Annotated in this window: 11 protein-coding genes; 5 read left to right on the forward strand and 6 right to left on the reverse strand. The window is 40.6% G+C overall.

Annotated elements, in window-relative coordinates:
- From ACFSR8_RS05390 to ACFSR8_RS05405, 4 genes are all read left to right on the forward strand, one after another.
- Positions 1–1,064, forward strand: a 1,064-nt coding sequence (locus ACFSR8_RS05390; protein WP_380289825.1) for a MopE-related protein, incomplete at its 5' end; no start/stop codon positions are given.
- Between the two features lie 199 nt (positions 1,065–1,263).
- The gene (locus ACFSR8_RS05395) at positions 1,264–7,347 is read left to right on the forward strand and encodes a choice-of-anchor D domain-containing protein (RefSeq protein WP_380289827.1); all 6,084 of its coding nucleotides are present in this window, start codon (positions 1,264–1,266) and stop codon (positions 7,345–7,347) included.
- Positions 7,348–7,555: 208 nt separating this feature from the next.
- Positions 7,556–10,741 carry a LamG-like jellyroll fold domain-containing protein gene (locus tag ACFSR8_RS05400; RefSeq protein WP_380289829.1) on the forward strand — a complete coding sequence of 1,062 codons (3,186 nt, stop codon included), beginning with the start codon at positions 7,556–7,558 and terminating at the stop codon, positions 10,739–10,741.
- 219 nt (positions 10,742–10,960) lie between these two features.
- Entirely contained in the window at positions 10,961–17,890 is a 6,930-nt protein-coding gene (locus tag ACFSR8_RS05405; protein ID WP_380289831.1) for an immunoglobulin-like domain-containing protein, read from the forward strand.
- Positions 17,891–18,201: 311 nt separating this feature from the next.
- On the opposite strand, the gene hisS is transcribed toward ACFSR8_RS05405, so the two are convergent.
- The 5 genes from hisS to rpsF all read right to left on the reverse strand — a co-directional run bounded on the left by hisS (position 18,202) and on the right by rpsF (position 21,723).
- Complete coding sequence (hisS, locus tag ACFSR8_RS05410) at positions 18,202–19,578, reverse strand: histidine--tRNA ligase (protein ID WP_380289833.1); 1,377 nt, start codon at positions 19,576–19,578, stop codon at positions 18,202–18,204.
- A 355-nt stretch (positions 19,579–19,933) separates the two neighbouring features.
- A complete protein-coding gene (locus ACFSR8_RS05415) occupies positions 19,934–20,404 on the reverse strand; it encodes a DUF6495 family protein (protein ID WP_380289835.1) in 471 nt (156 codons plus the stop codon).
- A 215-nt stretch (positions 20,405–20,619) separates the two neighbouring features.
- A complete protein-coding gene (gene rplI, locus ACFSR8_RS05420; RefSeq protein WP_380289837.1) occupies positions 20,620–21,072 on the reverse strand; it encodes a 50S ribosomal protein L9 in 453 nt (150 codons plus the stop codon).
- Positions 21,073–21,085: 13 nt separating this feature from the next.
- Positions 21,086–21,385, reverse strand: coding sequence for a 30S ribosomal protein S18 (gene rpsR, locus ACFSR8_RS05425; RefSeq protein WP_186563393.1), 300 nt, complete (start codon positions 21,383–21,385; stop codon positions 21,086–21,088).
- Entirely contained in the window at positions 21,385–21,723 is a 339-nt protein-coding gene (gene rpsF, locus ACFSR8_RS05430; RefSeq protein ID WP_380289839.1) for a 30S ribosomal protein S6, read from the reverse strand. Before rpsF ends, rpsR begins: the two co-directional genes overlap by 1 nt.
- A gap of 200 nt (positions 21,724–21,923) precedes the next feature.
- On the opposite strand from rpsF, the gene ACFSR8_RS05435 reads away from it, so the two are divergent.
- Complete coding sequence (locus ACFSR8_RS05435) at positions 21,924–22,619, forward strand: LytR/AlgR family response regulator transcription factor (protein ID WP_092580221.1); 696 nt, start codon at positions 21,924–21,926, stop codon at positions 22,617–22,619.
- A 95-nt stretch (positions 22,620–22,714) separates the two neighbouring features.
- Here ACFSR8_RS05435 and priA read toward each other — a convergent pair whose 3' ends face one another.
- Complete coding sequence (gene priA, locus ACFSR8_RS05440; RefSeq protein ID WP_380289841.1) at positions 22,715–25,165, reverse strand: replication restart helicase PriA; 2,451 nt, start codon at positions 25,163–25,165, stop codon at positions 22,715–22,717.
- Positions 25,166–25,213 lie beyond the last annotated feature (48 nt).

Consider the following 25,213-nt stretch of genomic DNA (forward strand, 5'->3'; position numbering starts at 1 on the left):
ACGATACCGATGGTACCGTGAACACACCTCAACAATACTACGTGGATGCCGACGGCGACGGCTTCGGATCGACCACTACGGCTATGCTGTGTGAGTCAACCGCACCTGCCGGGTATGCTGATAACAACACCGATTGTGACGATACAGATGGTACCGTGAACACACCTCAACAATACTACGTGGATGCCGACGGCGACGGTTTCGGATCGACCACTACGGCTATGCTGTGTGAGTCAACCGCACCTGCCGGGTATGCTGATAACAACACCGATTGTGACGATACCGATGGTACCGTGAATACGCCACAGCAATACTACGTGGATGCGGACGGCGACGGTTTCGGATCGACCACTACGGCTATGCTGTGTGAGTCAACGGCCCCTGCCGGGTATGCTGATAACAACACCGATTGTGACGATACCGATGGTACTGTGAACACGCCTCAGCAATACTATGTGGATGCCGACGGTGACGGATTCGGATCGACCACTACGGCAATGCTTTGTGAGTCAACCGCACCTGCCGGGTATAGTGACAACAATACAGACTGTGACGACTCGAACGGATCCATCAACAGCCCGATTACTTATTACGAGGACAATGACGGTGATGGTTTTGGATCTACCGTAACGGCGGATTTATGCGAGACCACGGCGCCTGCAGGGTATTCCACTGACAATACAGATTGTGATGACGGGGATAATACAATTTACCCCGGTGCCCCAGAAATAACAGATGATGGTATTGACCAAGACTGTGATGGTTTTGATCAAACCACATTGACAGACAACGGTAATGATTTAGAAATGATCGATATATCATTATCTCCAAATCCATTTAATGACAACATTAGCGTGTCGGTGCCACTAAGATTCAACAATGACGAATTCAACATCAAAATCTTTGATGTAAGAGGAAGGCTTGTTATCGATAGAAAATACAAAAGCATAAATAGTAAAATTGATGTTAACGGACTGAACAAACTTGATCAAGCGACGTACTTGGTAAAAGTTACCAATCTCAAAACAGGCCATAACTTTAGGAGAAAACTTGTTAAGTTTTAAATCCCTCGAATAACTTATTTAAAAGGGTGAATTTGTATAAAATTCACCCTTTTTATTAAAATCACAAAATAACTACCTCCCTAATAATCAATTATTTACATTTTACAAAATGCATTTCATCGATTATTTTTGTATTTCATGGAGTTATAAGTTACATTTGGTGCTTAAATAATTAGTCCCAAGCTAAATTTAACCTCTTATGAAAAAAATTACTTTTTTAATAAGGGTCGGTATACTTATTTCAGGTGTATTGCTCTCATTTAATGGGTTTTCCCAAACCTGTGGATCCACTATTAGTATATTTCCGTATTCAGAAAATTTTGAGACCGGTGTTGGAGGCTGGACACAAGATACAGGAGACAACTTTGATTGGTCTAGGGATTCAGGAGGTACTCCTTCATCGGGAACAGGACCTTCGACCGGTCAAGGTGATACTTGGTATATGTATATTGAAACCTCTTCTCCAAGAGTTTCGGGAGATACAGCAAATTTTGAAAGTCCTTGTTTTGACCTCAATACTGCAATAGCTGCTAATTTTTCTTTTTGGTATCATATGTATGGAGGAAATATTGGTACCTTATACGTTGAACTTAGTACAGATAACGGCAGTACCTATCCAAACCTATTATGGTCTCAAAGCGGTCAGGTTCAAACATCAAACGGGCAAGCATACAACCAAGTCAATTTAAACTTGGCAGCTTACGTCGGTCAGACCATAAAAATCAGGTTCAGAGGTGTCAGGGGAGCTAGCTGGGATGGTGATATTGCCATTGACAACGTCTCAATGACCGCTACAATTGGATCCGTCCCAGAAATAAATATACAAGGAAATGCCACTAATATAGCAGACGGAGATACGACTCCAGACTTGAGCGACGATACCGACTTTGGTGATGTTGACATAACAGCAGGCACAAACGCCAATACGTTTACCATCGAAAATACTGGTACTGTAGACCTTAATTTGACGGGAGGATCCCCATATGTCTCAATAACAGGAACCCATGCGGCAGACTTTACGGTAACAGCCATTCCGTCAACGCCAATAAGCGCATCAGGAAGTACGACGTTCACCATAACTTTTAACCCAAGTGCCTTAGGGGCAAGAACAGCTTCTGTTTCTATAGCTAATAATGATAGTAACGAAAACCCATACACGTTTGACATCCAAGGAACGGGTGTTGTACCAAGTCCAGAAATAGAAATTGAGGGTAACGGAACAGTGATCCCTGATGGAGATGTGACACCTATTGTAGCGGATAATACAGACTTTGGAAATGTAAATACAGTTGGCGCAACACTTGGCCATACTTTTACCATTAACAATACTGGTCTTTTAGATTTAAATCTAGTTGGTATTTCGCCATATATTACGATTACAGGAACCAATGCCGCTGACTTTACGGTAACCACAATACCATCAAGCACTATTGCACCTGGAAATTCAACCACATTTGTAATCACCTTTGACCCCGGCGCAGCTGGACTTAGAACAGCCACTATAACCATAGCAAATGATGATAGTGACGAAAATCCATATAATTTTGATATTCAAGGTACCGGTGTAGACGGACCTCCACAATATACAGCGTATTATGAGAGTTTTGATGCTTCTAACGGGGGATGGACTGTCATAACCTCAACAAATGATAGTTGGGTTTGGACATCAGCCTACCCAGTTTCTGTGACTCTTGAAATTGCAGAGGGTGGTTTCTGGAGAAATAACAGCTACAATAGCTATGTAAATAATACCAATATTGTGGTTGAAAGTCCGGTATATGATTTTACAGGTTTGGAAAACCTGAGACTCAGTTTAGATTTGGAATACGACACCGAAGACAATGTTGATGGAATGCGAATTTTATACTCAGTCTCTGGAGGGCCATTCAGCCTTCTTGGGGCTTCCGGCTCAGGCACAAACTGGTACGAAGATAATGCATCTGCTTTAGGCACTGATGGCTGGAACGGAGATAGCAAACCTTCGGCTCCAACATTTTCAGGAGCTTACAATCATTTTCAAAATGCTAGCTTGGATTTAGATGATGTTACCTTTGCCAACCAGAGCAATGTACGATTCAGAATAGAATTTTCAAGTGACGGCTCTAGTACAGATGTTGGTGTCGCATTTGATAATTTCAAGATAGAAGCGGATCCATCAACAGCGCTCAACGACGCAACTGTTGCACCTGCAGATGTCACGGCCAATCTACGCCTGTGGTTAAAAGCCAATGAAGGTATATCAGTATCAGATGGCGCTGCTTTAACCAGCTGGGAAGACCAAGCTTATGATACAAGCTTAGACAAAGAGGATGCGAATGCCGCAAGTACTTTAGCACCAATTTACAGAGATAATGCCACTCGCAATATCAACTTTAACCCAATAGCAGATTTTGACAACAACAATACCGAATACATGAACGGCAAGGGAGGTTTCCATTCGCAAGATTACTTCGTTGTTGTAAAAAGTGATGATGTAGTAGATACACAGACTGGATCCTTCTCCCCGGGCAGACAATTTTCTATAGGCGGACGTTCCGACAATGCCAACTATCATGAGGACCCTACAGGGTTATCATTCGGTAGTGCTACAGGAAGGTATGTAAATGAAGTAATAGCACATAATATGGGTGCCTATGCTAATACCAGTAGTACACCAGGTGTGGACTCATACGGTAGAGCATTTACATCTTCAAGCGACACCTTTGAACATGTAATGATTTTGAACGTTAAGGCCAATGGCGCTAGAACTTCAAAAGAAATCTATAAGAATGGTAAACAAATAGATAACACTACCGGCACAACAGGAACATCAGGAACAGGTACGCCGTTAAACTATTATGAATTTGACAACTTGTCCTTCCTAATAGGAACTGGCCGAAGTGGAATTGCAGGTAGAACCACCTCTCAACTCAATGGCATGTTGGGTGAAGTAATATCCTATAAGGCTCCTAATTCTGCCTTGAACCAACAGAAAATTCAAAGTTATTTAGGCATAAAATATGGTATCACTTTACAGAGCGCCGCTTCAACCTTAACGGATTACAGGCAGAATGATGTGGACTATATCGATTCTCAAGGTAATGTGATTTGGGATACAAGCGCCAATACTGGTTATAATTATGATGTAGCTGGCATTGGTAGGGATGACGCATCCGAACTCAACCAGAAGCAATCCAAAAGCCAGAATGTTGAATCAGACGGCACGGATGCCTATGGCCCAACGTTAACCAGCGGATTCTTAACAATAGGACTTACAGATGTCTATGATACCAATAATGACAATATTACAACCAATACCACAACATTTACCGACAGACAATACTTGGTTTGGGGTAATAATGGTGCGGATATCACCAGTGCTCCATTTACTGTAAATGTTGATATGAGTGCAGGAATTGCAGGCCTTTCAACGCCAGTGACATTTGACGGAATGCAACGCATTTGGAAAGTGGTTGAAATTGGAGGGGATATCCCTTCTTGTAAAGTAAAATTACCTCAAAATGCCATTAGAAATATTTCTCCTCCAGGAAGTTATCTGATGTTTATTTCCGATACAAACATATTTGACCCTACAGCAGATTACAGGGTAATGGTGCCAGACGGCAGTGGCAACCTTGAGACCGACTATGATTTTAACGGCACAAAGTATATAACCTTCGGTTATGCGCCTCAGGTCATTGTTGAACGCTCTGTTTATTTTGACGGTGCTTCGGATTATGTTGATATGGATGACAACTTAGACCTAAATGCATCCAGCTTTACTATATCTGCATGGATAAAAAGAGATGTAGGTGCTATCAATGCTTCAATTATCTCGAAAAGAGATGCTTTGTTTACGGAAGGCTACGACTTCAGAATCAATATCTTAGGCAGATTGTCATTTGCCATAAATGGTGGTGCAGCTACCCTAACGTCTTCAGTAGCTATACCGGAGAGCAAATGGCACCATGTTGCAGTAATATATAATAGTGGTACAGCTACATTGTACATTGATGGCGTAGCTGACACTAGTGCATCCTCATGGCCAGCACCAACAGCAACTTCACGAAAGTTCCTGATTGCTGCGGCAGATGGATACGATCCAAACACAACTGATTATTTTGCAGGTAACATTGATGAAGTTAGGGTATGGGATACCGCTTTAACAGTGGACCAGCTAAGGTACGTAATGAACCAAGAAATTATGGATGACGCAACACTTGCGCTTCAATACGGAGATGTGATTCCTACGACTATTTCGAAGTGTGAAATCAGTGCGGTGCCATGGACCGACCTTGCTGGGTATTACCCAATGTCTGTATATACGTATACAAATACAAATGACATCTCAGGAAACAATATCCAAGGCGCACTAAGAAACCTAAATACAGTTGACCGCCAAACTGCTCCACTTCCTTATGAAACTGAGGCGGCCGGATCATGGGACGCAGCCGGAACTTGGTTAAATAATGCAGATCAAAATTTACCAAATTCACTTTCTATTGTTGATGGAGTTACCCCTATTGATTGGAATATTGTGGAAATTAACCACGACACCTATCTTGGTTCGTCCCCAACAGCAGCCAGATCACGAGATTGTACCGTTCAAGGTTTGATTGTTAATAGTGGTGATTTACAAGTAAACGGAGATACCGCAGGAAACACTGGTATTGGACTGACCGTAACGCATTACTTAAGAATTGATGGTACGCTAGATTTAGAAGGAGAATCCCAATTAGTACAGACGGATCAAAGTGATTTTGATACTGCAAGTACAGGTACTCTGGAAAGGGACCAACAAGGGTATTCCAATACCTATTTGTATAACTATTGGTCTTCGCCAGTATCTACTACAAGTAATGCTAGCTATGACGTAACTGATGTTTTCAACAATATTGGATTTCTTACCTCCGGATATAATGGCACAAGTTCTCCGGTTCAAAATGCCGATTATTGGATTTGGAAATACGCCAACAGACCAAATGATGTATATAGCGAGTGGCAACATGTTAGAAGCACAGGGTCCTTGTCAGTAGGTGAAGGCTTCACCATGAAAGGCCCAGGAACGCTAACCGCAGACCAAAACTACATCTTTCAAGGTCAACCCAATAATGGTGATTTCAGTTTGTCAATCACTGTAGATAACGAATATTTAGTGGGGAACCCCTACCCTTCAGCATTAGATGCCAACCAATTCATATTGGATAACATCAGTGCCACAGATGGTGGAACTAATACCACAAATGTGATTAATGGCGCATTGTATTTTTGGGATCACTTTGCCGTTAATAGCCATATTTTAGCTGAATATCAAGGTGGATATGCGGTTTATACGCTTTTGGGCGGCACTGTTGCAGTTTCAACGGATGCAAGAATAAACGCAACTTACGCTTCAGGTACGAAGTTACCCGAAAGATATATTGCAGTTGGACAAGGTTTCTTCGTATCCGCTGTGGACGATGGAGGCATCGCAGGGCTCACACAGCCCATTGTTGGCGGAAACCTACTGTTTAGAAACAGCCAAAGAGCTTACCAAAAGGAATTTGTTTCAGGCTCTAACACAGGCTCAGCACATTTTAAAAAGGGAAAATCTAAATCAGCTGCTAAAGTACAGCCTGAGGATACCAGAGAAAAAATTAGATTAATGTTCGATTCGCCAGGTGGTTATCACCGTCAATTATTGGTTGGCGTGGACAACAATGCCTCAACAGCCTTTGATATCGGCTACGATGCCTTTTTAAATGAGGATAATATGGAGGATATGTACTGGACCATGGACAATTCCAAACTGGTAATCCAAGCTTTAGATAACTTTAATGAGGACCAATTTATCCCTTTAGGCGTTAGAATAGACAGAGAAGGCTTAGCCACAATAAGAATTGAAAACCTGGAAAACATCAGTGCCAGCAAAGACATTTTTGTACACGATATAGAATTGGACACCTATCATAATTTGAAAGATAGTGACTTTAGCATAGTGCTAAGCCCAGGCGAATATAATTCACGCTTTGAAATTACTTTCCAAAGTAATGCTTCATTGAGTACTGACGATTTAGAAGGTTTAAATCTGCAAGTTTATTTTTCAAATGAAAAGGAAAGTATTATAGTAAATAACCCAAAACATACTGATATTAAAACTGTGGAAATGTTCAATATTCTAGGGCAATCTGTATTCAGGGCTCAACCCGACAATATGGACGAGTCTTACCTTGAATTTAAAACAAGACAGATTCACAAGGGTGTTTACGTTATTTCTGTGGCATCAGAAAACGGTACTATTACCAACAAAGTTTTGATTGATTAATTGCCAACGAGAAGCAAAAATTCATAAAGACTTAAATTAGAATTAAGACCAACTGATATACCCCAAACCTAGATTTGGGGTATATTTTAAAAACATATTTTGTCGTGCATATAATCTCTTTATCGAATATATAAAAGTAAAATCAATTGGTTTCCTATATTGTCGTCACCAAAACTATTTTTAACTAAGACCTGCCAAAATCCTGCTTATGAAGAACATTGCAATTGCTGTAATATTGGCTTTCTCTCTCCTTTTTTGCAATACATTGCTAGCACAGTTGCATCCCACTCCGGAGTGCGGACAAAACTTCAATTTAAATTGGACGACAAGTTCGGCAAGCGAAGATGCATATTGGAGACCGGGAACACTTTCAAATACGTATTTGAATGTTGACGATTCTGGGATAGACATCAAAATAGAATTTACAGGCGAAACCAGCACGTTGGGATTTTGGTCTGGACAGACCCCTAAAATAGGAACTCAATCGAGCTATCTTTATAAAGGCATTGATTTATTAACCAACGGTTTTTCTGGGGAGGGCATAACATGCACTATTACATTTAGCCAGCCTATTTATGCCCTATCCTTTGACATACATCACATTAATGTTTCCCTGGGGAAAGGAGATAAATATACCGTTAAAGGAAAGGACGTTAATGGAAACGACATCTACCCAAAATTTAACACTTCAGCTCAACCTCCATATACAGTTGATGAAACTACAGGAATTGTAAATGCTGTGGCAAATTTATCGGCAGGTGAAAATCCCATGCTGGGGGTAAATTTTGCTGACTCCAATTATATCACAAGCATTACTATACTTTGGGAGGATTGCGATACCTGCAACCCTGAGAGCTTGCATGCCACTGGGATTGGAAATTTCAGTTTTTGCAAACCGCAAACCTTGGATTTTGACGGTACTGATGATTATGTTAGTAGATCCTCTTTTTTAGGTGGCCAACAACAAGCAACATTGATGTCCTGGATTAAACTGGACGATTATACCGGTGATTACACCATTATGGGACAGCCCAACTGTATGCTTTTTGTCGATAGTAATAACAGCCTACGAGCATCCTTAAAAACCGATTCGAGAGGGGACATTGCCTCTCCTGCTTTGGAATCGATGGTTTTGGACGAGAACATTTGGTATCATGTGGCATTGATTTACGACGGTATTAACGGAAGTATTTCACTTTTTATCAATGGTGAAAAAGAATGGGAACATACAAATTCGGATGTCGCAAATACAACGCTCAGTAATTCAAGTGAATGGAGTGCATTCGATTTTGAAATAGGTAGAAATCCAATTTCCAAAGACAACTATTTTGATGGTTCAATAAATGAAATAAGAGTTTATAACAAGGCTCTGGCAGAACCTCAATTACAAGCTCAAATCTTTCAAAAAATAGAATCCAAAAATGAAAGTATCACAGGTGCTATCGCCCAAAATACTATTGAAGGACTATCATGGAGGGATTTATTGCTCTATTATCCAATGGAAATTTTGGACACGGGCTATACTGCTGACAAATCAAATTATTTTGAACACGGGCTATTGCACAACATGGAAGAAACCTATCAGGATTTTGACGCACCCCTACCCTTTGTCTCAAAAGAGACCGCCACAGGCGACTGGAAAAACCCCGAAAATTGGTTGCAAGAAGATGTGTGGGATGCATATAAAGGCTTTCCCGAATATGCTATTTTACAGGTAAAAGGAAACTTGGACATCAACGAAAACGCTACAATCTTGGGGATTATAGTCGATTCAGGTGCTTCACTTTCTGTTAAAAATGATTCGGGTTTATACAATACCAGTTATCTTAGATTAGATGGCACCCTAAGCTTAGATGGAGATTCTCAACTCATACAAGCTTCGGAAAGTTTGCTGGACCCTTTGAGTTCTGGTGTATTGGAAAAAGCACTTTATGGTACGGCAGACAAATACACCTATAATTACTGGGCATCCCCTGTTGGAATGCAAAGTAATAGCACTAACAATAACAGTTTTACAGTAAAAGACATTTTTGCCGATGTTGAATTTTTAGAAAGTGGTTATGATGGTGTTGCAGTGCCCTTAGGGATAGCGGATTATTGGATTTGGAAATTCTCCAATAATTCAGGAAATACTACTGCCACATGGCAACAGGTAAGAAGTTCAGGAGAAATAATGGCTGGCGAAGGTTTCACAATGAAAGGCCCGGGAACTGGTACTATTTCAGACATGCAAAATTATACGGTTCGTGGCAAACCTAATAACGGGAAAATTGAAATCAATGTTACCGCTGGTAGCGATTACTTAGTGGGCAACCCCTATCCATCTGCTATCGATGCCATACAGTTTTTAAAGGATAATAAAAATTTGGAAACAGATGCTAGCATGACCAACGGTACTTTATATTTTTGGAAACACTGGGGAGGCAGCTCCCACATTGCGGATAATTATCAGGGAGGCTATGCCACATTCTCACTTTCTGGAGGAGTGCCTGCGGCTTCAAGAGGTACGGACAGCCCAGAAATATCAACAGGGGGCACACCCAACGAAATCCCTGGAAGGTATATCCCTGTGGGCCAAGGATTTTATCTTACGGCGACTTCTAATGGCAAAGTTACGTTCAATAACAACCAAAGAGTTTTATATCATCAGCCACAAGAGACCTCTACAACAAACAAGAAATTCCAAAAGCTGGCTGAACAGGAAGCCGAAGACCCCAGAACAAAAATACGACTTGGGTTTAACTCGCCAAATACCCTAAGAAGACAATTGCTCCTCACTATTGACGAGGATGCAACCCCCGCAATAGATTGGGGCTATGACTCCAAGTATATCGACACCCAGATTGACGATATGTATTGGATGATCCAAAATCAAAAGTACACCATCCAAGGTACCAATGAAATCAATGAAGAAACAATTCTTCCGTTGGGCATCCATACTGATGCAGACGGCTTCAATAGCATTTCTATTGACGAATTGGAAAATACACCAAACGATTTTTTAATTTATCTTCACGATAAGGAGTTAAATATTTATCATGACTTGACCCAGGGAAAATATGAAATCTTTCTGTCCACAGGAGAATACCTCAACCGGTTCGAAATTGCTTTTTCCCAATCTCAGACCTTAAGCGCCCAAGCACATTTGGAAAGCGAACAAATAGAAGTTTATTTTTCTAATGAAAAGAACAGTATCGTCATCAACAACCCTTCTTCTCAGATGATCGAATCAGTTGAAATGTTCAATATTCTTGGTCAATCATTGTTTCAGCGCGATACCAAAACCAACAAAAACCATCTTAAGTTTAGCGCCAATCAAATCCCCCCAAATAACTATATTCTAAAAATTGAAACCGAATATGGCACCATAGCCAAAAAAGTAGCTATATTATAATATTAATCCAATAGAAATCTCCTAAAAGAGACGGAATTTTAAAACACATTGCGTTGTCATTCAATATCTTACATTTTATGTAAGCGCTTTCTTTGCTCTAGTTACGGCAAAACCATAATCATATAAGTTTTTAATAATTTGTTGATAAAATTTATCTAAGGTATAGTAAAAAAGATTAATTTGAGTCTCAATTAACCTTTATTATATCCAACCTTAGTTATGAAAAAAATACTTTTTCTGTTCAGTATTTTACTGAACCTTTCCCTCGCGTTTTCGCAACAAATTAATTACAAACGTGTCAGTATTAGCAATCCCAGTAGTGCCACCATCTCTCAGATGGCACAATCGGGAATAGACCTTCAATGTGGTGCCATATATAAAGACGGCAAGCTGCAATTGGAATTATCGCAAAACGAACTAACCACAATCTCTAGGTTAGGCGTACCTTACAATGTACTTATAGATGACTTAAGCACGTATTATGCGGACCGTGCCCAAAAAAACCTTCCTAGGGCCAGGCAAGAGCTTCAAGCTCAAAAAGGCTTCCAATCCAAAGCTGGATTTGGCAAAAGCAGTGTTTCGAGTGTGGTACTAGACAACATTGGCCAATACAACGGGTGTGATGAAATTAACTGGAGCACACCTACAAATTTCAAACTTGGCAGTATGGGAGGTTGTCTCACAGTTTCAGAAGCCTTGGCAGAGCTTGATTTAATGCGATCGCTTTACCCCAATATTATTTCAGTGAAAGCAGATGCCTCCCCTACTAATCAAACTACTGTAGAAGGCAGAACAACTTATTACGTAAGAATTTCAGATAACCCTGATATTGACGAATCTGGAGAGCCAGAGACGCTATATACTGGAATGACGCACTCGCGAGAACTTTCCAGTTTGATGAATCTGATGTACTATATGTGGTATATTCTTGAAAATTACGGTACGGATCCTGCGATAACCAATTTAGTAAACAACCAGGAATTATACTTTATTCCAATTGTTAATTCTGACGGTTTGGCCTATAACGAATCCGTTTTGCCAAATGGTGGTGGATTACAGCGAAAAAACAGGAACATCTATAATGGAAGTTGTGGAACCACCTCCGAAGGCGTTGACCTAAACAGAAATTTTGGATACTATTGGGGCAATGGTGGTTCTTCCACAAATACGTGTAGTGAAACTTATCGAGGCCCTACGTTTTTCTCCGAGCCTGAATCTCAAATCGTTAGAGACTTCTTTTTGCAACACGACTTCAAGCTGGTATTAAACCATCATTCATTTAAAAATGCCATGCTTCATGGCTATGCAGGCGTAGATCCAGCAACTTTAGATGCCGCTGGTGTGGACAGGCGTGAAGATGAATTTGCCAAATACAACCATGATATGACCCATTTTAACCGTTATGCATACGGTCCAAGCACCCAAATAAGTGCATTAAACAGTGGGAACATGAATGACTGGATGATGGGTCCTGCCGTTGCTGGTTCTACTGGTGGCCCCGGTGCAGGCATAAATGCCATGGCATGGACACCAGAGAATGGATCGGGATCTGAAGCCGGATCTACTGGAAGCGGTTTCTGGCCAGACCCATTGCTTATTGATGATATTGCCAGAAGAGCTATGAGAGGCAATTTTCTGGCCGCTTATTTTAGCGGTAAGTACGCGAAACTTATTGATTTATCTCCTTCCAATATTACCGCTTTAAATGGGAATCTAAATTTTGGAATTGAATATTTAGGACAAACCGCTAGTGACTTTACGCTTTCAGTTACACCTGTTTCTGCCAATATAAATTCCATAAGTAGCCCAAGCTCCCAGGTTGGGATGTCTGCACTAGAACAGCGGAATGTGGTCGCAGCATATAGCTTAGACAATGCTATACAGGCCAATGACATTATTGAATTTAATGTTGCGTTAAGCAATGATGACGGAGTAATTTATCAAGCAAATATCAAAAAATATTACACACCAAATGTTCAGTTTGTTGATGACCCAGATACCGACGGAACTTCAAACTGGACGGCTGCAGGAGGATCTTGGGGTACTATCTCGGTCAATGGGTTTTCTGGTACAGCAACAACGGCCATTACTGATTCTCCGTCTGGCTCATACGCCAACAATGAATCCAAGACACTTCAGCTTAATTCCACTATTGCCACTACTGGAGTTAACGAAACCATCATTCAGTATTATGCCAAATGGGATTTAGAGCGAAGTTTTGATTATGTACAAATTGAGGCTTCTACCAATGGATCAACATGGACTCCCCTATGCGGTACTTACACCAAACCTGGAGCCCCAAACGAAAACAATACTTACTCCGGAAAAAGCACAGCCAACAACAATTTTCAACCTGATGGTGAACAATTGTATGACGGAGATACCCAGGATAAATGGGTGATGGAAGAGATTATCATTGATGGCACAAACAACAGTGCTTATTTTAATGAACCCACCGTTTATTTGAGATTTAATTTCAATACCGATGGCTCCAATAGGCAAGATAGCTACACCACTTCTTTTGACGGATTTGTTTTTGATGACTTTAGGGTATTGGGCGTGCAAATCCCTTGTGTCCTATCAGTTCCTGTTGGATTAAGTGTTTCTAACATTGGCGTAACCACCGCTACCTTAACCTGGGATCAGGTAACCTCCGCAACTTACGACATAAGGTACAAAGCAATCAGTGATACCAACTGGTCAGAAATTAATGATGTAAACGGACTTACTACCGACATATCTGGGTTAACAGAATCAACGGATTACGAAGTTCAAATTAGAAGTCGCTGTACTTCAAACACTTCAAACTATAGCAGTTCGGTTAATTTTACTACCAACGCATTTGTGGCCTGCACGGGCACTTCGATTGCTTCTTTCCCCTACAATGAAGGCTTCGAAGGCTCTATAGGAGACTGGTCTCAATCCACTGCCGACGATTTAAATTGGCTTGTTAATTCAAATGCTACACCCTCCCAAAGCACAGGCCCTTCAGGAGCAATAGAAGGGTCCAGCTATATATATGTTGAAGCTTCTGTTGAAGGCACCGGTTATCCTAACAAAAGAGCAATAATTAGCTCGCCCTGTTTCGATCTTACCGGAATGATTCAGGCTACTTTCAGCTTCAAGTACCATATGTTTGGTGCATCCGACATGGGCACAATCGATCTTGAGGTTAGCAATGATAATGGTACTAATTGGACTAGTTTATGGAGCCAATCAGGTAACCAAGGTGATACTTGGCTATCCGTTGACGTCAACCTAGATGCATATGTGGGAAGCAGTGTTCAATTAAGATTCAACAGGTTTGTTGGTAGCACTTGGCAAGCGGATATTGCGATAGATGACGTTGTAGTTACAACATTTGATGGCGTTGATTCAACACCACCAGTAATCACCTTAAATGGATCTTCCCCTACTGATGTAATTATAGGGGCTACCTATACCGATGAAGGGGCTACTGCAACGGATAATATTGATGGAGATATTACGGCAAATATTGTAATTGGGGGCGATACGGTCGATTCCAACACTTTGGGGACATATGTGGTTACCTATGATGTAAGCGATGCCGCCGGAAATGCCGCTACCCAGTTAACACGAACTGTAAATGTGATTGATGCTCCATCAGGTTGTACAGGAGGTATTTCCACATATCCTTACGCCTTTGGCTTTGAGGGCACCATTGGGACTTGGACACAATCAGGAGCGGATGATTTGGACTGGTTGGTGAACTCCAATAACACTCCATCCAACAACACAGGACCTTTAAGTGCGATTGAAGGCACAAGCTATATATTTGTCGAAGCGTCAGGCAACAATACAGGCTATCCTAACAAAAGGGCAATTATTACCTCGCCATGCTTTGACCTTTCGAGTGCCAGTGGTGCAGATTTTAGTTTCCAATACCACATGTTTGGCGCTTCCGATATGGGCACCATTGACTTAGAATTAAGTAGTGATGACGGCGCCAATTGGACAAGTATATGGAACCAATCTGGTAACCAAGGTAATTCTTGGCTTACCGTAAATCTTAATTTGGATGCATACATAGGAGCAAGTATTCAGTTGCGCTTTAATAGGGTTACAGGAGGTACTTGGCAAGCAGATATTGCCATTGATGATATTAATTTGACAGCTGACGAGCAAGATACCATCGCACCAATTATCACGCTTATCGGTAATGCAACAGTCAACTTGAATGTGGGCGATACTTATACAGAAGAAGGAGCAACAGCAACAGATAACATTGATGGGGACATTTCTGCAAGCATTGTTATTGGAGGCGATACTGTGGACACCAACACTGGTGGAACTTATGTTGTAACCTATGACGTAAGCGATGCGGCAGGAAATCCTGCAACGCAAGTAACGCGAACGGTAAACATCATTCCCGATACAACTGCACCGGTCATTACTCTTGTTGGTAACGCGACAATCGATTTAAATGTTGGCGATACTTACACTGAACAAGGCGCTACGGCTTCTGACAACATTGATGGGGACATTTCTGCAAGCATTGTTATTGGAGGCGATACTGTGGACACCAACACTGGTGGAACTTATGTTGTTACCTATGATGTGAGCGATGGCGCTGGAAACGCGGCAACACAGGCAACCAGAACCGTGAACGTTATTCCAGACACAGCACCACCTGTGATTACATTGATTGGCTCTGCTTCCTTAGATATTAATTTAGGCGGAACCTATACTGAGCAAGGGGCTACGGCAACTGACAATATCGATGGCGACATCACTGCCAACATCGTTATTGGAGGCGATACTGTGGATACCAATACCGCGGGTACTTATATTGTAACATACAATGTAAGCGATGCGGCAGGAAACGCAGCCACGCAGGTAACCAGAACCGTGAACGTTATTCCGGACACAACACCACCTGTGATTACATTGATTGGCTCTGCTTCCTTAGATATTAATTTAGGCGGAACCTATACTGAGCAAGGGGCTACGGCAACTGACAATATCGATGGCGACATCACTGCCAATATCGTTATTGGAGGCGATACCGTGGATACCAATACCGCTGGCACCTATATAGTAACCTACGATGTAAGCGATGCTGCTGGTAATGCTGCCACCCAGGTGACCAGAACAGTAAACATCATTCCGGATACTACTGCACCAGTTATTACTCTTGTTGGCAATGCAACGATCAACTTGAATGTGGGTGATACTTATACTGAAGAAGGTGCTACGGCAACCGACAACATTGATGGGGACATAACTGCAAACATTGTCATCGGAGGCGATACCGTAGATACCAACACCGCTGGCACCTATTTAGTAACCTACGATGTAAGCGATGCGGCTGGAAATGCTGCCACTCAGGTAACCAGAACCGTAAACGTGATTCCAGATACCACCGCACCAGTCATTACTCTTGTGGGCGGCGCAACTGTCAACTTGAATTTGGGCGACGCTTATACTGAAGAAGGTGCGACAGCAATCGACAACATTGATGGGGACATCACTGCAAACATCGTCATCGGAGGCGATACCGTAGATACCAATACAGGTGGCACCTATATAGTAACCTACGATGTAAGCGATGCGGCTGGTAATGCTGCCACTCAGGTGACCAGAACAGTAAACATCATTCCGGATACTACTGCACCAGTTATTACTCTTGTTGGCAATGCAACGATCAACTTGAATGTGGGTGATACTTATACTGAAGAAGGTGCTACGGCAACCGACAACATTGATGGGGACATAACTGCAAACATTGTCATCGGAGGCGATACCGTAGATACCAACACCGCTAGCACCTATTTAGTAACCTACGATGTAAGCGATGCGGCTGGAAATGCTGCCACTCAGGTAACCAGAACCGTAAACGTGATTCCAGATACCACCGCACCAGTCATTACTCTTGTTGGTAATGCAACGGTCAACTTGAATGTGGGGGATACCTACACAGAAGAAGGTGCTACGGCAACCGACAACATTGATGGGGACATCACTGCAAACATCGTCATCGGAGGCGATACCGTAGATACCAATACAGGTGGCACCTATGTAGTAACCTACGATGTAAGCGATGCGGCTGGAAATCCTGCAACGCAGGTAACGCGAACAGTAAACGTGATTCCCGATACCTCTGCTCCGATCATTACGCTGATTGGTTCAGCAATAATTGACTTGAACGTTGGTGACAACTACACTGAGCAAGGAGCAACAGCAACCGATAATATCGACGGAGACATCTCTGCCAATATCAGTATCGGCGGTTTAGTGGACACAAATACTGCAGGAACCTATGTTGTGACTTATGACGTTAGTGATGCAGCTGGAAATGCGGCTACTCAGGTCGCAAGAACTGTGAATGTTAATGATGTACCGACGGATGTCATCATTCACGAAGGCTATTTTGAGACCGGATGGGACGGTTGGATAGATGGTGGAAGTGATTGTGCTAGAAGACAGGATTCAAGATCCTTTGAAGGTGCCTATTCTATAAGAATCAGGGATAATTCAGGGGTGGCTTCATCAATGACTTCCCCTACGTTTGACTTGTCATCTTTCAATGAAGTGGAATTTAATTTCTATTTCTATTCGCAAAGCATGGAAATAGGAGAGGATTTCTGGTTGCAATATGATGATGGCTCAGGTTTTGTAACGGTTGAGACATGGGCACGAGGGACTGATTTCAACAATGATGCCTTCGGAAATTTTTCAGTACTATTCAACAGTTCGCAATATAATTTATCGAGCAACGCAAGGTTTAGACTTCAATGTGATGCCTCCGTCAATAATGACCAAATATTTATTGATCAAGTTGTTATCACCGGTTTCGGTGGCAGTGGTGCCACAGCAAAAATGCAGCCGGAAGAAACTCAGAAGACTTTAGACAATGAGGATGATAACAATGTAGCGGTTCAAATTAAATTGGTTCTGTATCCAAATCCCGTTAAAGGAAGTGAATTGAATATTAGCTTAACAGGTGCTAACGGACAATCAAATACTACTTCCAAACTTAAATATTTGATTGTGAACGCCTTAGGTCAATTGGTTCAGGAAGGCAAAACGGACAAAAAGATTGTTGTGGACAGGCTGGAAGCCGGAGTCTATTCGATTAGGGTGAAGGATGGGGACAAGCTATATTCCAGAAGGTTTGTTAAGGAATAGACAGTAATAGCCTACCCAATACTTTAATAAAAAAGAGGTCAACTAAAATTTAGTTGACCTCTTTTTTTGTTTGAATCTGTAGCCTAAAATGACGAATTAGCTGGGCAATATGATGAAAACAGAGAGGTTTAAACTATTCTAAAAAAAGTGTATTTCATCGTATTTTTTTGCGTTTTGTCGTATTTCTAAGAAATAATTGCTATATTAGCACCGTGATAGATCAAAAACGTATTGATACAATAGTTATTTGAGTTAGTCACCTTAAACCCCAAATCTAATTTTCGATAGCTATTTCAAGTCCTGGACCTAGTTCAGGACTTTTTTATGGTAGAAATTAAAGTATCCAAAGACACTTTTTCCTGAGAGCCAGATACCATATCCTTTAAAGTGAAGTGATTTGCCTCGATTTCGGACTCCCCCACCAAGACTACAAACGGTATTTGCCTTCGGTTGGCATAGGTCATCTGTTTTTTCATTTTGGCAGAGTCCGGATACAGTTCGGCATTGATGCCCTGTGCTCTAAGATGTTTTATGGCTTTTAAGCTGAACAAAGCTTCTTTTTCACCAAAATTCATAAACAATACCTCGACATTTATCGAAACCGTTTCAGGGAACAAATTCAATTCTTCCAGTACCAAGTAAATACGGTCCAGTCCAAAGCTAATACCGACGCCACTCATATCCTTCATTCCAAAAATTCCCGTTAAGTCATCGTAACGGCCACCGCCTCCGATAGAACCTATTTTTACGGATTCTGGTGCCGAAACTTCAAAAATGGCCCCGGTGTAATAGTTCAGCCCTCGTGCTAAGGTGACATCCAATTGTAATTTGGCAGTACTTAGACCTAATTCTGAAATAGCGTTATTGATGAACTCCAATTCTCCAATACCTTTTTGGCCTTCTTCGGAAGTGGATAAAATCGTTTTTAATTCACCTATTTGGGAAGTAAAATCACCTGAGATTGAAAATAAAGTCTGTAGTTTATCGATTCCCGATTGCGGGATGCCTTTATCCAACATTTCCTGTTTTACCTTGGCCTCGCCTATTTTATCAAGTTTGTCCAAGGCGACCGTAAAGTCAATCAATTTATCCGAGGCACCAATGACCGCCGCAATGCCAGAAAGTATTTTTCTGTTATTAATTTTAATGGTTACGCCTTCCAAATTCAATTTGGAAAAAACCTTGTCGTATAATTGAACAAACTCCACTTCCTGCCAAAGCGAATCACTGCCCACCACATCCGCATCGCATTGGTAAAACTCCCTAAAACGTCCTTTTTGCGGTCTGTCCGCACGCCAAACGGGCTGGATTTGGTAGCGCTTAAACGGGAACTCGATTTCGTTTTGGTGTTGGACTACATAACGTGCAAATGGGACGGTTAGGTCGTAACGCAAGGCTTTTTCGGAGATACTAGTGGTCAGTTTATTCGAATCTTTAGTTTCGTAAGCTTCTGTATTTGCCTTTGACAAATAATCCCCAGAATTCAAAATCTTAAAAATCAAGCGGTCGCCTTCATCCCCATACTTGCCCATCAACGTTTCGGAATTTTCAAAACTTGGGGTTTCAATGGGTTGGAAGCCAAAGGTTTCAAATGTACTGCGAATGGTATTAAAAATATAGTTGCGCTTCGCGACCTGCTCTGGGTTAAAATCTCTTGTGCCTTTTGGGATGCTAGGTTTTTGGGCCATATTACTGCCTGCGAAAGCAGGTATCTATTTTTAAGTTTCTAGTTTAAAAAGTGGATTCCGCATCACACTTCGACTGCGCTCAGTGGGACAATGCGGAATGACACAGTGCAAAAATAATTAATGAAGTTGTTTTTACAGGTTTTTAGAGGAAAAAAGTATGGTTCTTGAAAATGAGTTCTAACCACCTCCCCACTTCGTGGTACTCCTCCTTGAAAAGGAGGAGAGTTTTTTGCTGCTGAATTATTGCTATACCCTAGCACAGAGTAATTCTCAATTATCAGCTAGCCACAATTCCTTCCCTTTTCAAGGGAAGGTAGATTTCATCCCCCCAAAGGGATGGAATTCGGAAGGGTTCTTAATTTATCAACTCATCAAAATAGCGGTACAACTCCCCTTTAGTAATGACCGCCCCCTGCTCTATCATTTTGAACTTATCCAAGTTTTTGTCATCACCATAATCTTTATCGGCCTGCAAAAACTCCACGCTGTCGTCCATCAAATTTTCACGGAGCCAGTTATAGCCTTCTTTTGTGGTGATATCCACAGCTTCATTTTTGACATTAACAACTATCGCATGCATCTCATCTTCGGCCAATCGGAATAAATACATATGTTGTGGGGCAAAATGCTCCAAATACTCGGCCTGATTAAGCACGCCCTCCCAAACTAAATCGCTAAACACGTCCAATTCGGTTTCCGCCACTTCCGGCTTATTTTTCTTTAGTTCAGCCCATTCGTCAGCCGTAATGGATTGCGTCGCCAAGAAATTGATAAATTCCTGGTGCAGTTCCTCAAATTGTTCTTTGGTTAATCTTCTGTATTTCATAAAGCCCCTGTTAATCTCCCCAAAGGGGAGAAACTATTACTCAATCTTTCAAAACAATATGTTCAGTTTTAAAATCTGAACATCATTCAAAAGAAATTCAAAATTAATGCTTTTCGCTTAAAGCCACACAAGGTTTCGGAAACCTTAAAAGACTTCAACAAAAAAACCGTTTAGAATGTATCCAAACGGTTTTTACTGTATTTAGAATTTTGAAATTAGTTAGCCTGCGCTATAACTTCAAATGGTAATTCTACAACTACGTCCCTGTGTAAACGAATAGTCGCATTGTACTGGCCTAAACGCTTTACGTTTCCACCGGCAACAGAGATGAATTTTTTGTCAATCTCGTGGCCTTCTTTTTCCAAAGCAGTGGCAACATCGATATTATTCACAGAACCGAATAATTTATCGCCAGCACCAACTTTAGAAGCAATCTTGATTTCCAATGCCTTGATGGCCTCTGCCGTTTTATTGGCATCGTCAACAATTTTCTTCTCTTTAAAGGCTCTTTGCTTTAAGTTTTCAGCTAATACTTTTTTAGCAGAAGGCGTAGCCAAAATAGCATGCCCTTGAGGAATTAAATAATTTCTACCATAACCGTTCTTAACTGTTACAACATCGTCTTTAAATCCTAAATTCTCAACGTCTTGTTTTAATATAAGTTCCATTGTTATGATTGTTTTATTTTAATAAATCTGCTACGTAAGGCATCAAAGCCAAATGACGTGCTCTTTTAATGGCTACAGACACTTTACGTTGGTACTTTAAAGAGGTACCCGTTAAACGTCTTGGTAAAATTTTACCTTGCTCGTTTACAAAACCTAATAACCAGTCTGGATCTTTGTAATCTACATACTTGATACCAGATTTCTTAAAACGGCAGTACTTCTTCTGTTTGTTAGTCTCTATATTAAGCGGAGTTAAATATCTAATTTCTCCGTCTTTCTTTCCTTTTGCTTGTTGATCAATAGATGCCATAATTAAGCTTTTACGTTAAGTTTTTCTCTTCTTCTTTCGGCCCAAGCCACTGCGTGCTTGTCTAGTTTCACAGTTAAGTAACGCATGAAACGTTCATCACGTCTAAACTCAACCTCTAAAGCTTCAATTACCTCTCCGGCAACTTGGTACTCAAACAAGTGATAAAATCCACTTTTTTTGTTCTGGATTGGATAGGCTAATTTTTTAAGCCCCCAATCTTCCTTAGCTATCATCTTAGCTCCGTTAGAAACAAGAAAATCTTCGTATTTCTTAACTGTTTCCTTTATCTGGTCATCAGATAAAACGGGATTTAAGATGAAAACAGTTTCATAATGATTCATAAAAATCGTTTTAAATTGTTAAAAATTGCCTGCAAAAATAATCATTTTTTAGTATATTACAACACTTTTTAAGGACAAAATATTCGTCTCCCTCAAATGTTAATATTTTGTTAATTTTGACAGTTTACCGATGATTTTTGGTTTTTAGCGGAAATTATTGTACTATTGTCGATATCTTAACCGAAATAATATAAAATGTTATGACTTTAAACTGTGTAGTAGTAGACGATTCAGCGATACAACGTCTCTCCATAGTTAAGTTAGTCGAAAATCACCCTTCGCTTAACTTAATTGCCGAGTACAGTAGCGCTCTCGAAACAAAAAATGGTTTAAATACGCATCAAGTAGACTTAATCTTTTTAGACATTGAAATGCCAGTGCTAAATGGTTTTGAACTTTTAGACGTATTGAACAAAAAACCCCAAATTATCTTTGTAACTGGCAAAACCGAATATGCATTTAAGGCATTCAACTATGATGCTACAGATTACTTGCACAAGCCAATTACTAAAGAACGTTTTAACACTTCCGTTGAGAAAGCTCTAGAACAACATAAATTAACATTGGATTTCCATGAGGAAGAAGGTGAGCATATTTTTGTAAAGAGTAATCTTAAGAAACGTAAAGTATACATTAAGGACATCAAATGGATTGAAGCCCTTGGTGATTATGTTAAACTGGTAACCGAGGAGACTAGCTTGGTTGTATTATCTACCATGAAAGCTTTTGAAGCGGAACTGCCAGAAAACAAATTTTTAAGAATCCACAAATCTTATATCGTTAATCTTGATAAAATTGATAGGTTCAACAGTAAAAATGTGGAAGTTGGAGCTTACGAAATACCACTAAGCCGAAATAAGAAGACACAATTAGTAGATGCGTTAAATAACATTTAATTTGATATAGTTTAGAAATTGTCAAGCTGAACTTGTTTCAGCTTCTAAAATTATTTCAACCTAAGATTCTGAATCAAGTTCAGAATGACAAAAACCTAATAATTATCGACATTTAAAACTATTTTAACCGCCCTAAAATCTTTTATACTGAAGAAGCTATTGTTAATTTTAATGATAGCTTCTTTTGTTTTTGATAAAGACTGTTTTTTAGGAATCTTTACCAGAATATTTTTATAGAACTGATTACGAATTCTGGATATTGGTGGTGATTCCGGACCCAAAACATTATCGCCGAAAACTTGTCTTAAGGATTTCCCCAACCAGATAGATGCCTTTTCTACCTTATTATAATCTTTGTGCTTTAAAGTAATTTTTATCTGCTTATAAACCGGCGGATATTTATAGTTGAAACGATCGTCCATTTGCTCTTTGAACATGGCTTCATAATTGTTAGCCGACACCTGTTGCAAAATATTGTGATAGGGGTTGTACGTCTGCACTAACACCTTACCACGCTTATCCGTTCTCCCGGCCCTACCTGATACTTGCATAATCAATTGGAAACTGCGCTCGTGAGCACGGAAATCCGGGAAGTTTAGCATATTATCAGCATTCATCACACCGACTAATTTTACATTTCTGAAATCCAATCCTTTGGTTAGCATTTGCGTACCGACCAAAATATCAATTTCTTGTTGCTCAAAAGCGGTAATGATTTTTTCATAACCGTATTTTCCTCTAGTGGTATCTAAATCCATACGGGCTACCTTATGATCTGGAAACAATACTTTTACTTCCTCTTCTATCTGCTCAGTTCCGAAACCTTTGTTATCTAATTCCGGGCTTCCGCAGGCACTGCAGGTCGTGTGCATCGCCGTATTATAGCCACAATAATGACACCGCAATTGATTGCGGTATTGATGATAGGTCAAACTAACATCACAATTCGGGCATTGGGGAGCATGGCCACAGGTATTGCATTCAATAATCGGAGAAAATCCACGACGGTTTTGAAACAAAATAATTTGATGACCCTCACCAAGCGACTCGGTCATTTCCTCAATTAATCTATCGCTAAAATGCCCTTTCATCAACTTTTTCTTGTGCTTTTCCTTAATATCCACAAGCTCAATTTCTGGCATCAATACATCGTTATACCGATATTTCAATTCCACCAAGCCATAGCGTTTTTGCTGGGCATTAAAGTAACTTTCCAAGCTTGGCGTTGCTGATCCTAAAAGCACTTTGGTGTTATGCATATTCCCCAAAACGATAGCCGAGTCCCTGGCATGATATCTGGGCGCGGGGTCAAATTGCTTGAAGGACTGTTCGTGTTCTTCATCCACAATAATTAATCCCAAACTTTTGAATGGCAAAAATATCGACGAACGGGCTCCCAAAACTATTTGTGCTTTCGGAGAGCTGTTCAATACGTTATACCAAGCTTCTACCCTTTCATGTGAAGAATATCTGGAATGAAACACGGCTACTTTTTCTCCAAAATAATTCTGTAAACGGCTTACCAATTGAGTCGTCAATGCAATTTCGGGCAAAATATATAATACCTGTTTTCCGGATTGTAATACTTCTTCAATCAGCTTTACATAGATTTCAGTTTTTCCCGAGGATGTTACGCCGTGCAACAGCACCGTATGGTGATTTTCAAATTCGGATTTGATTTCTGAAAGGGCTTTTTCCTGATGCTCATTTAAATGTTTGGAAACCTCATTGGGGCCACCTGTATATTCTACCCTATCCTTTTGAATAAAGTATTCCTCTAAAATTCCTTTGTCGATTAAAGCTTTAACCACAGTTGAAGTGGCTTCGCTTTCAGATACCAACTCTGAAACTTTGATGGGTTTTTTGGTTTTTGAAGACAGCATAAATAATGTCATCAACACCTTCCTCTGCTTTGGTGCCCGACTTAACTCTTCAAGTAAATTTTGAAGTTGGGTTTCGGATGAAAAATTTGAATTTAACTTCACATAACGCACCAATTTGGCCACATATTTTTCAAAAATCTCTTCGTGAAGTACAATGGCATTTTTTTCTATTAATCGGTTGATAACGGGCAATACGGATTTCTTGTCCAAAATATTCATCACATCCTGCACTTTCAAAGAAGATTGATGGTGCAATGCCTCGTAAACCAAAAACTCATCGTCCTTGAATTCAGTGTCATTCAATTCAATATTGGTTTTCGAAATGATAGTTTCACTTTCCAGAATAAAGGCATTCGGCAAAGCGGCACGCATCACATCGCCCAAAGTACACATGTAATATTTGGCAACCCATTCCCAAAATTTCAGCTGTGTTAGGTTAACGAGAACAGATTCATCTAAAATTTGGTGGATATCCTTTGCATCATAAACTTGAGGTGCTTCATTATGAATCCGATACACCAAAGCTGTGTAAATTTTAGATTTTCCGAAGGGCACGGAAACACGCATGCCGGGTTTTAAGAACTTCGCCTCAGCAGAAGTTATGCGATAGGTAAAGAGCTTTTGGAGCGGTATCGGGAGTATGGCGTCGATGAAATAGTGCATTCTTCAAAAATAATGCAATCCAGCAAAACTTTTAACAACAAAAAAGAT

It is taken from the genome of Hyunsoonleella rubra, assembly GCF_042684665.1.
Lineage (GTDB): Bacteria > Bacteroidota > Bacteroidia > Flavobacteriales > Flavobacteriaceae > Jejuia > Jejuia rubra.

Excerpts from the sequence above, each read along its gene's own strand:
- rpsF (WP_380289839.1), bottom strand. The coding sequence starts at position 21,723 with ATGAATCATTATGAAACTGTTTTCATCTTAAATCCCGTTTTATCTGAT.
- ACFSR8_RS05435 (WP_092580221.1), top strand. The coding sequence starts at position 21,924 with ATGACTTTAAACTGTGTAGTAGTAGACGATTCAGCGATACAACGTCTC.
- ACFSR8_RS05415 (WP_380289835.1), bottom strand. The coding sequence starts at position 20,404 with ATGAAATACAGAAGATTAACCAAAGAACAATTTGAGGAACTGCACCAG.
- ACFSR8_RS05405 (WP_380289831.1), top strand. The coding sequence starts at position 10,961 with ATGAAAAAAATACTTTTTCTGTTCAGTATTTTACTGAACCTTTCCCTC.
- rplI (WP_380289837.1), bottom strand. The coding sequence starts at position 21,072 with ATGGAACTTATATTAAAACAAGACGTTGAGAATTTAGGATTTAAAGAC.
- hisS (WP_380289833.1), bottom strand. The coding sequence starts at position 19,578 with ATGGCCCAAAAACCTAGCATCCCAAAAGGCACAAGAGATTTTAACCCA.
- priA (WP_380289841.1), bottom strand. The coding sequence starts at position 25,165 with ATGCACTATTTCATCGACGCCATACTCCCGATACCGCTCCAAAAGCTC.
- ACFSR8_RS05400 (WP_380289829.1), top strand. The coding sequence starts at position 7,556 with ATGAAGAACATTGCAATTGCTGTAATATTGGCTTTCTCTCTCCTTTTT.
- ACFSR8_RS05395 (WP_380289827.1), top strand. The coding sequence starts at position 1,264 with ATGAAAAAAATTACTTTTTTAATAAGGGTCGGTATACTTATTTCAGGT.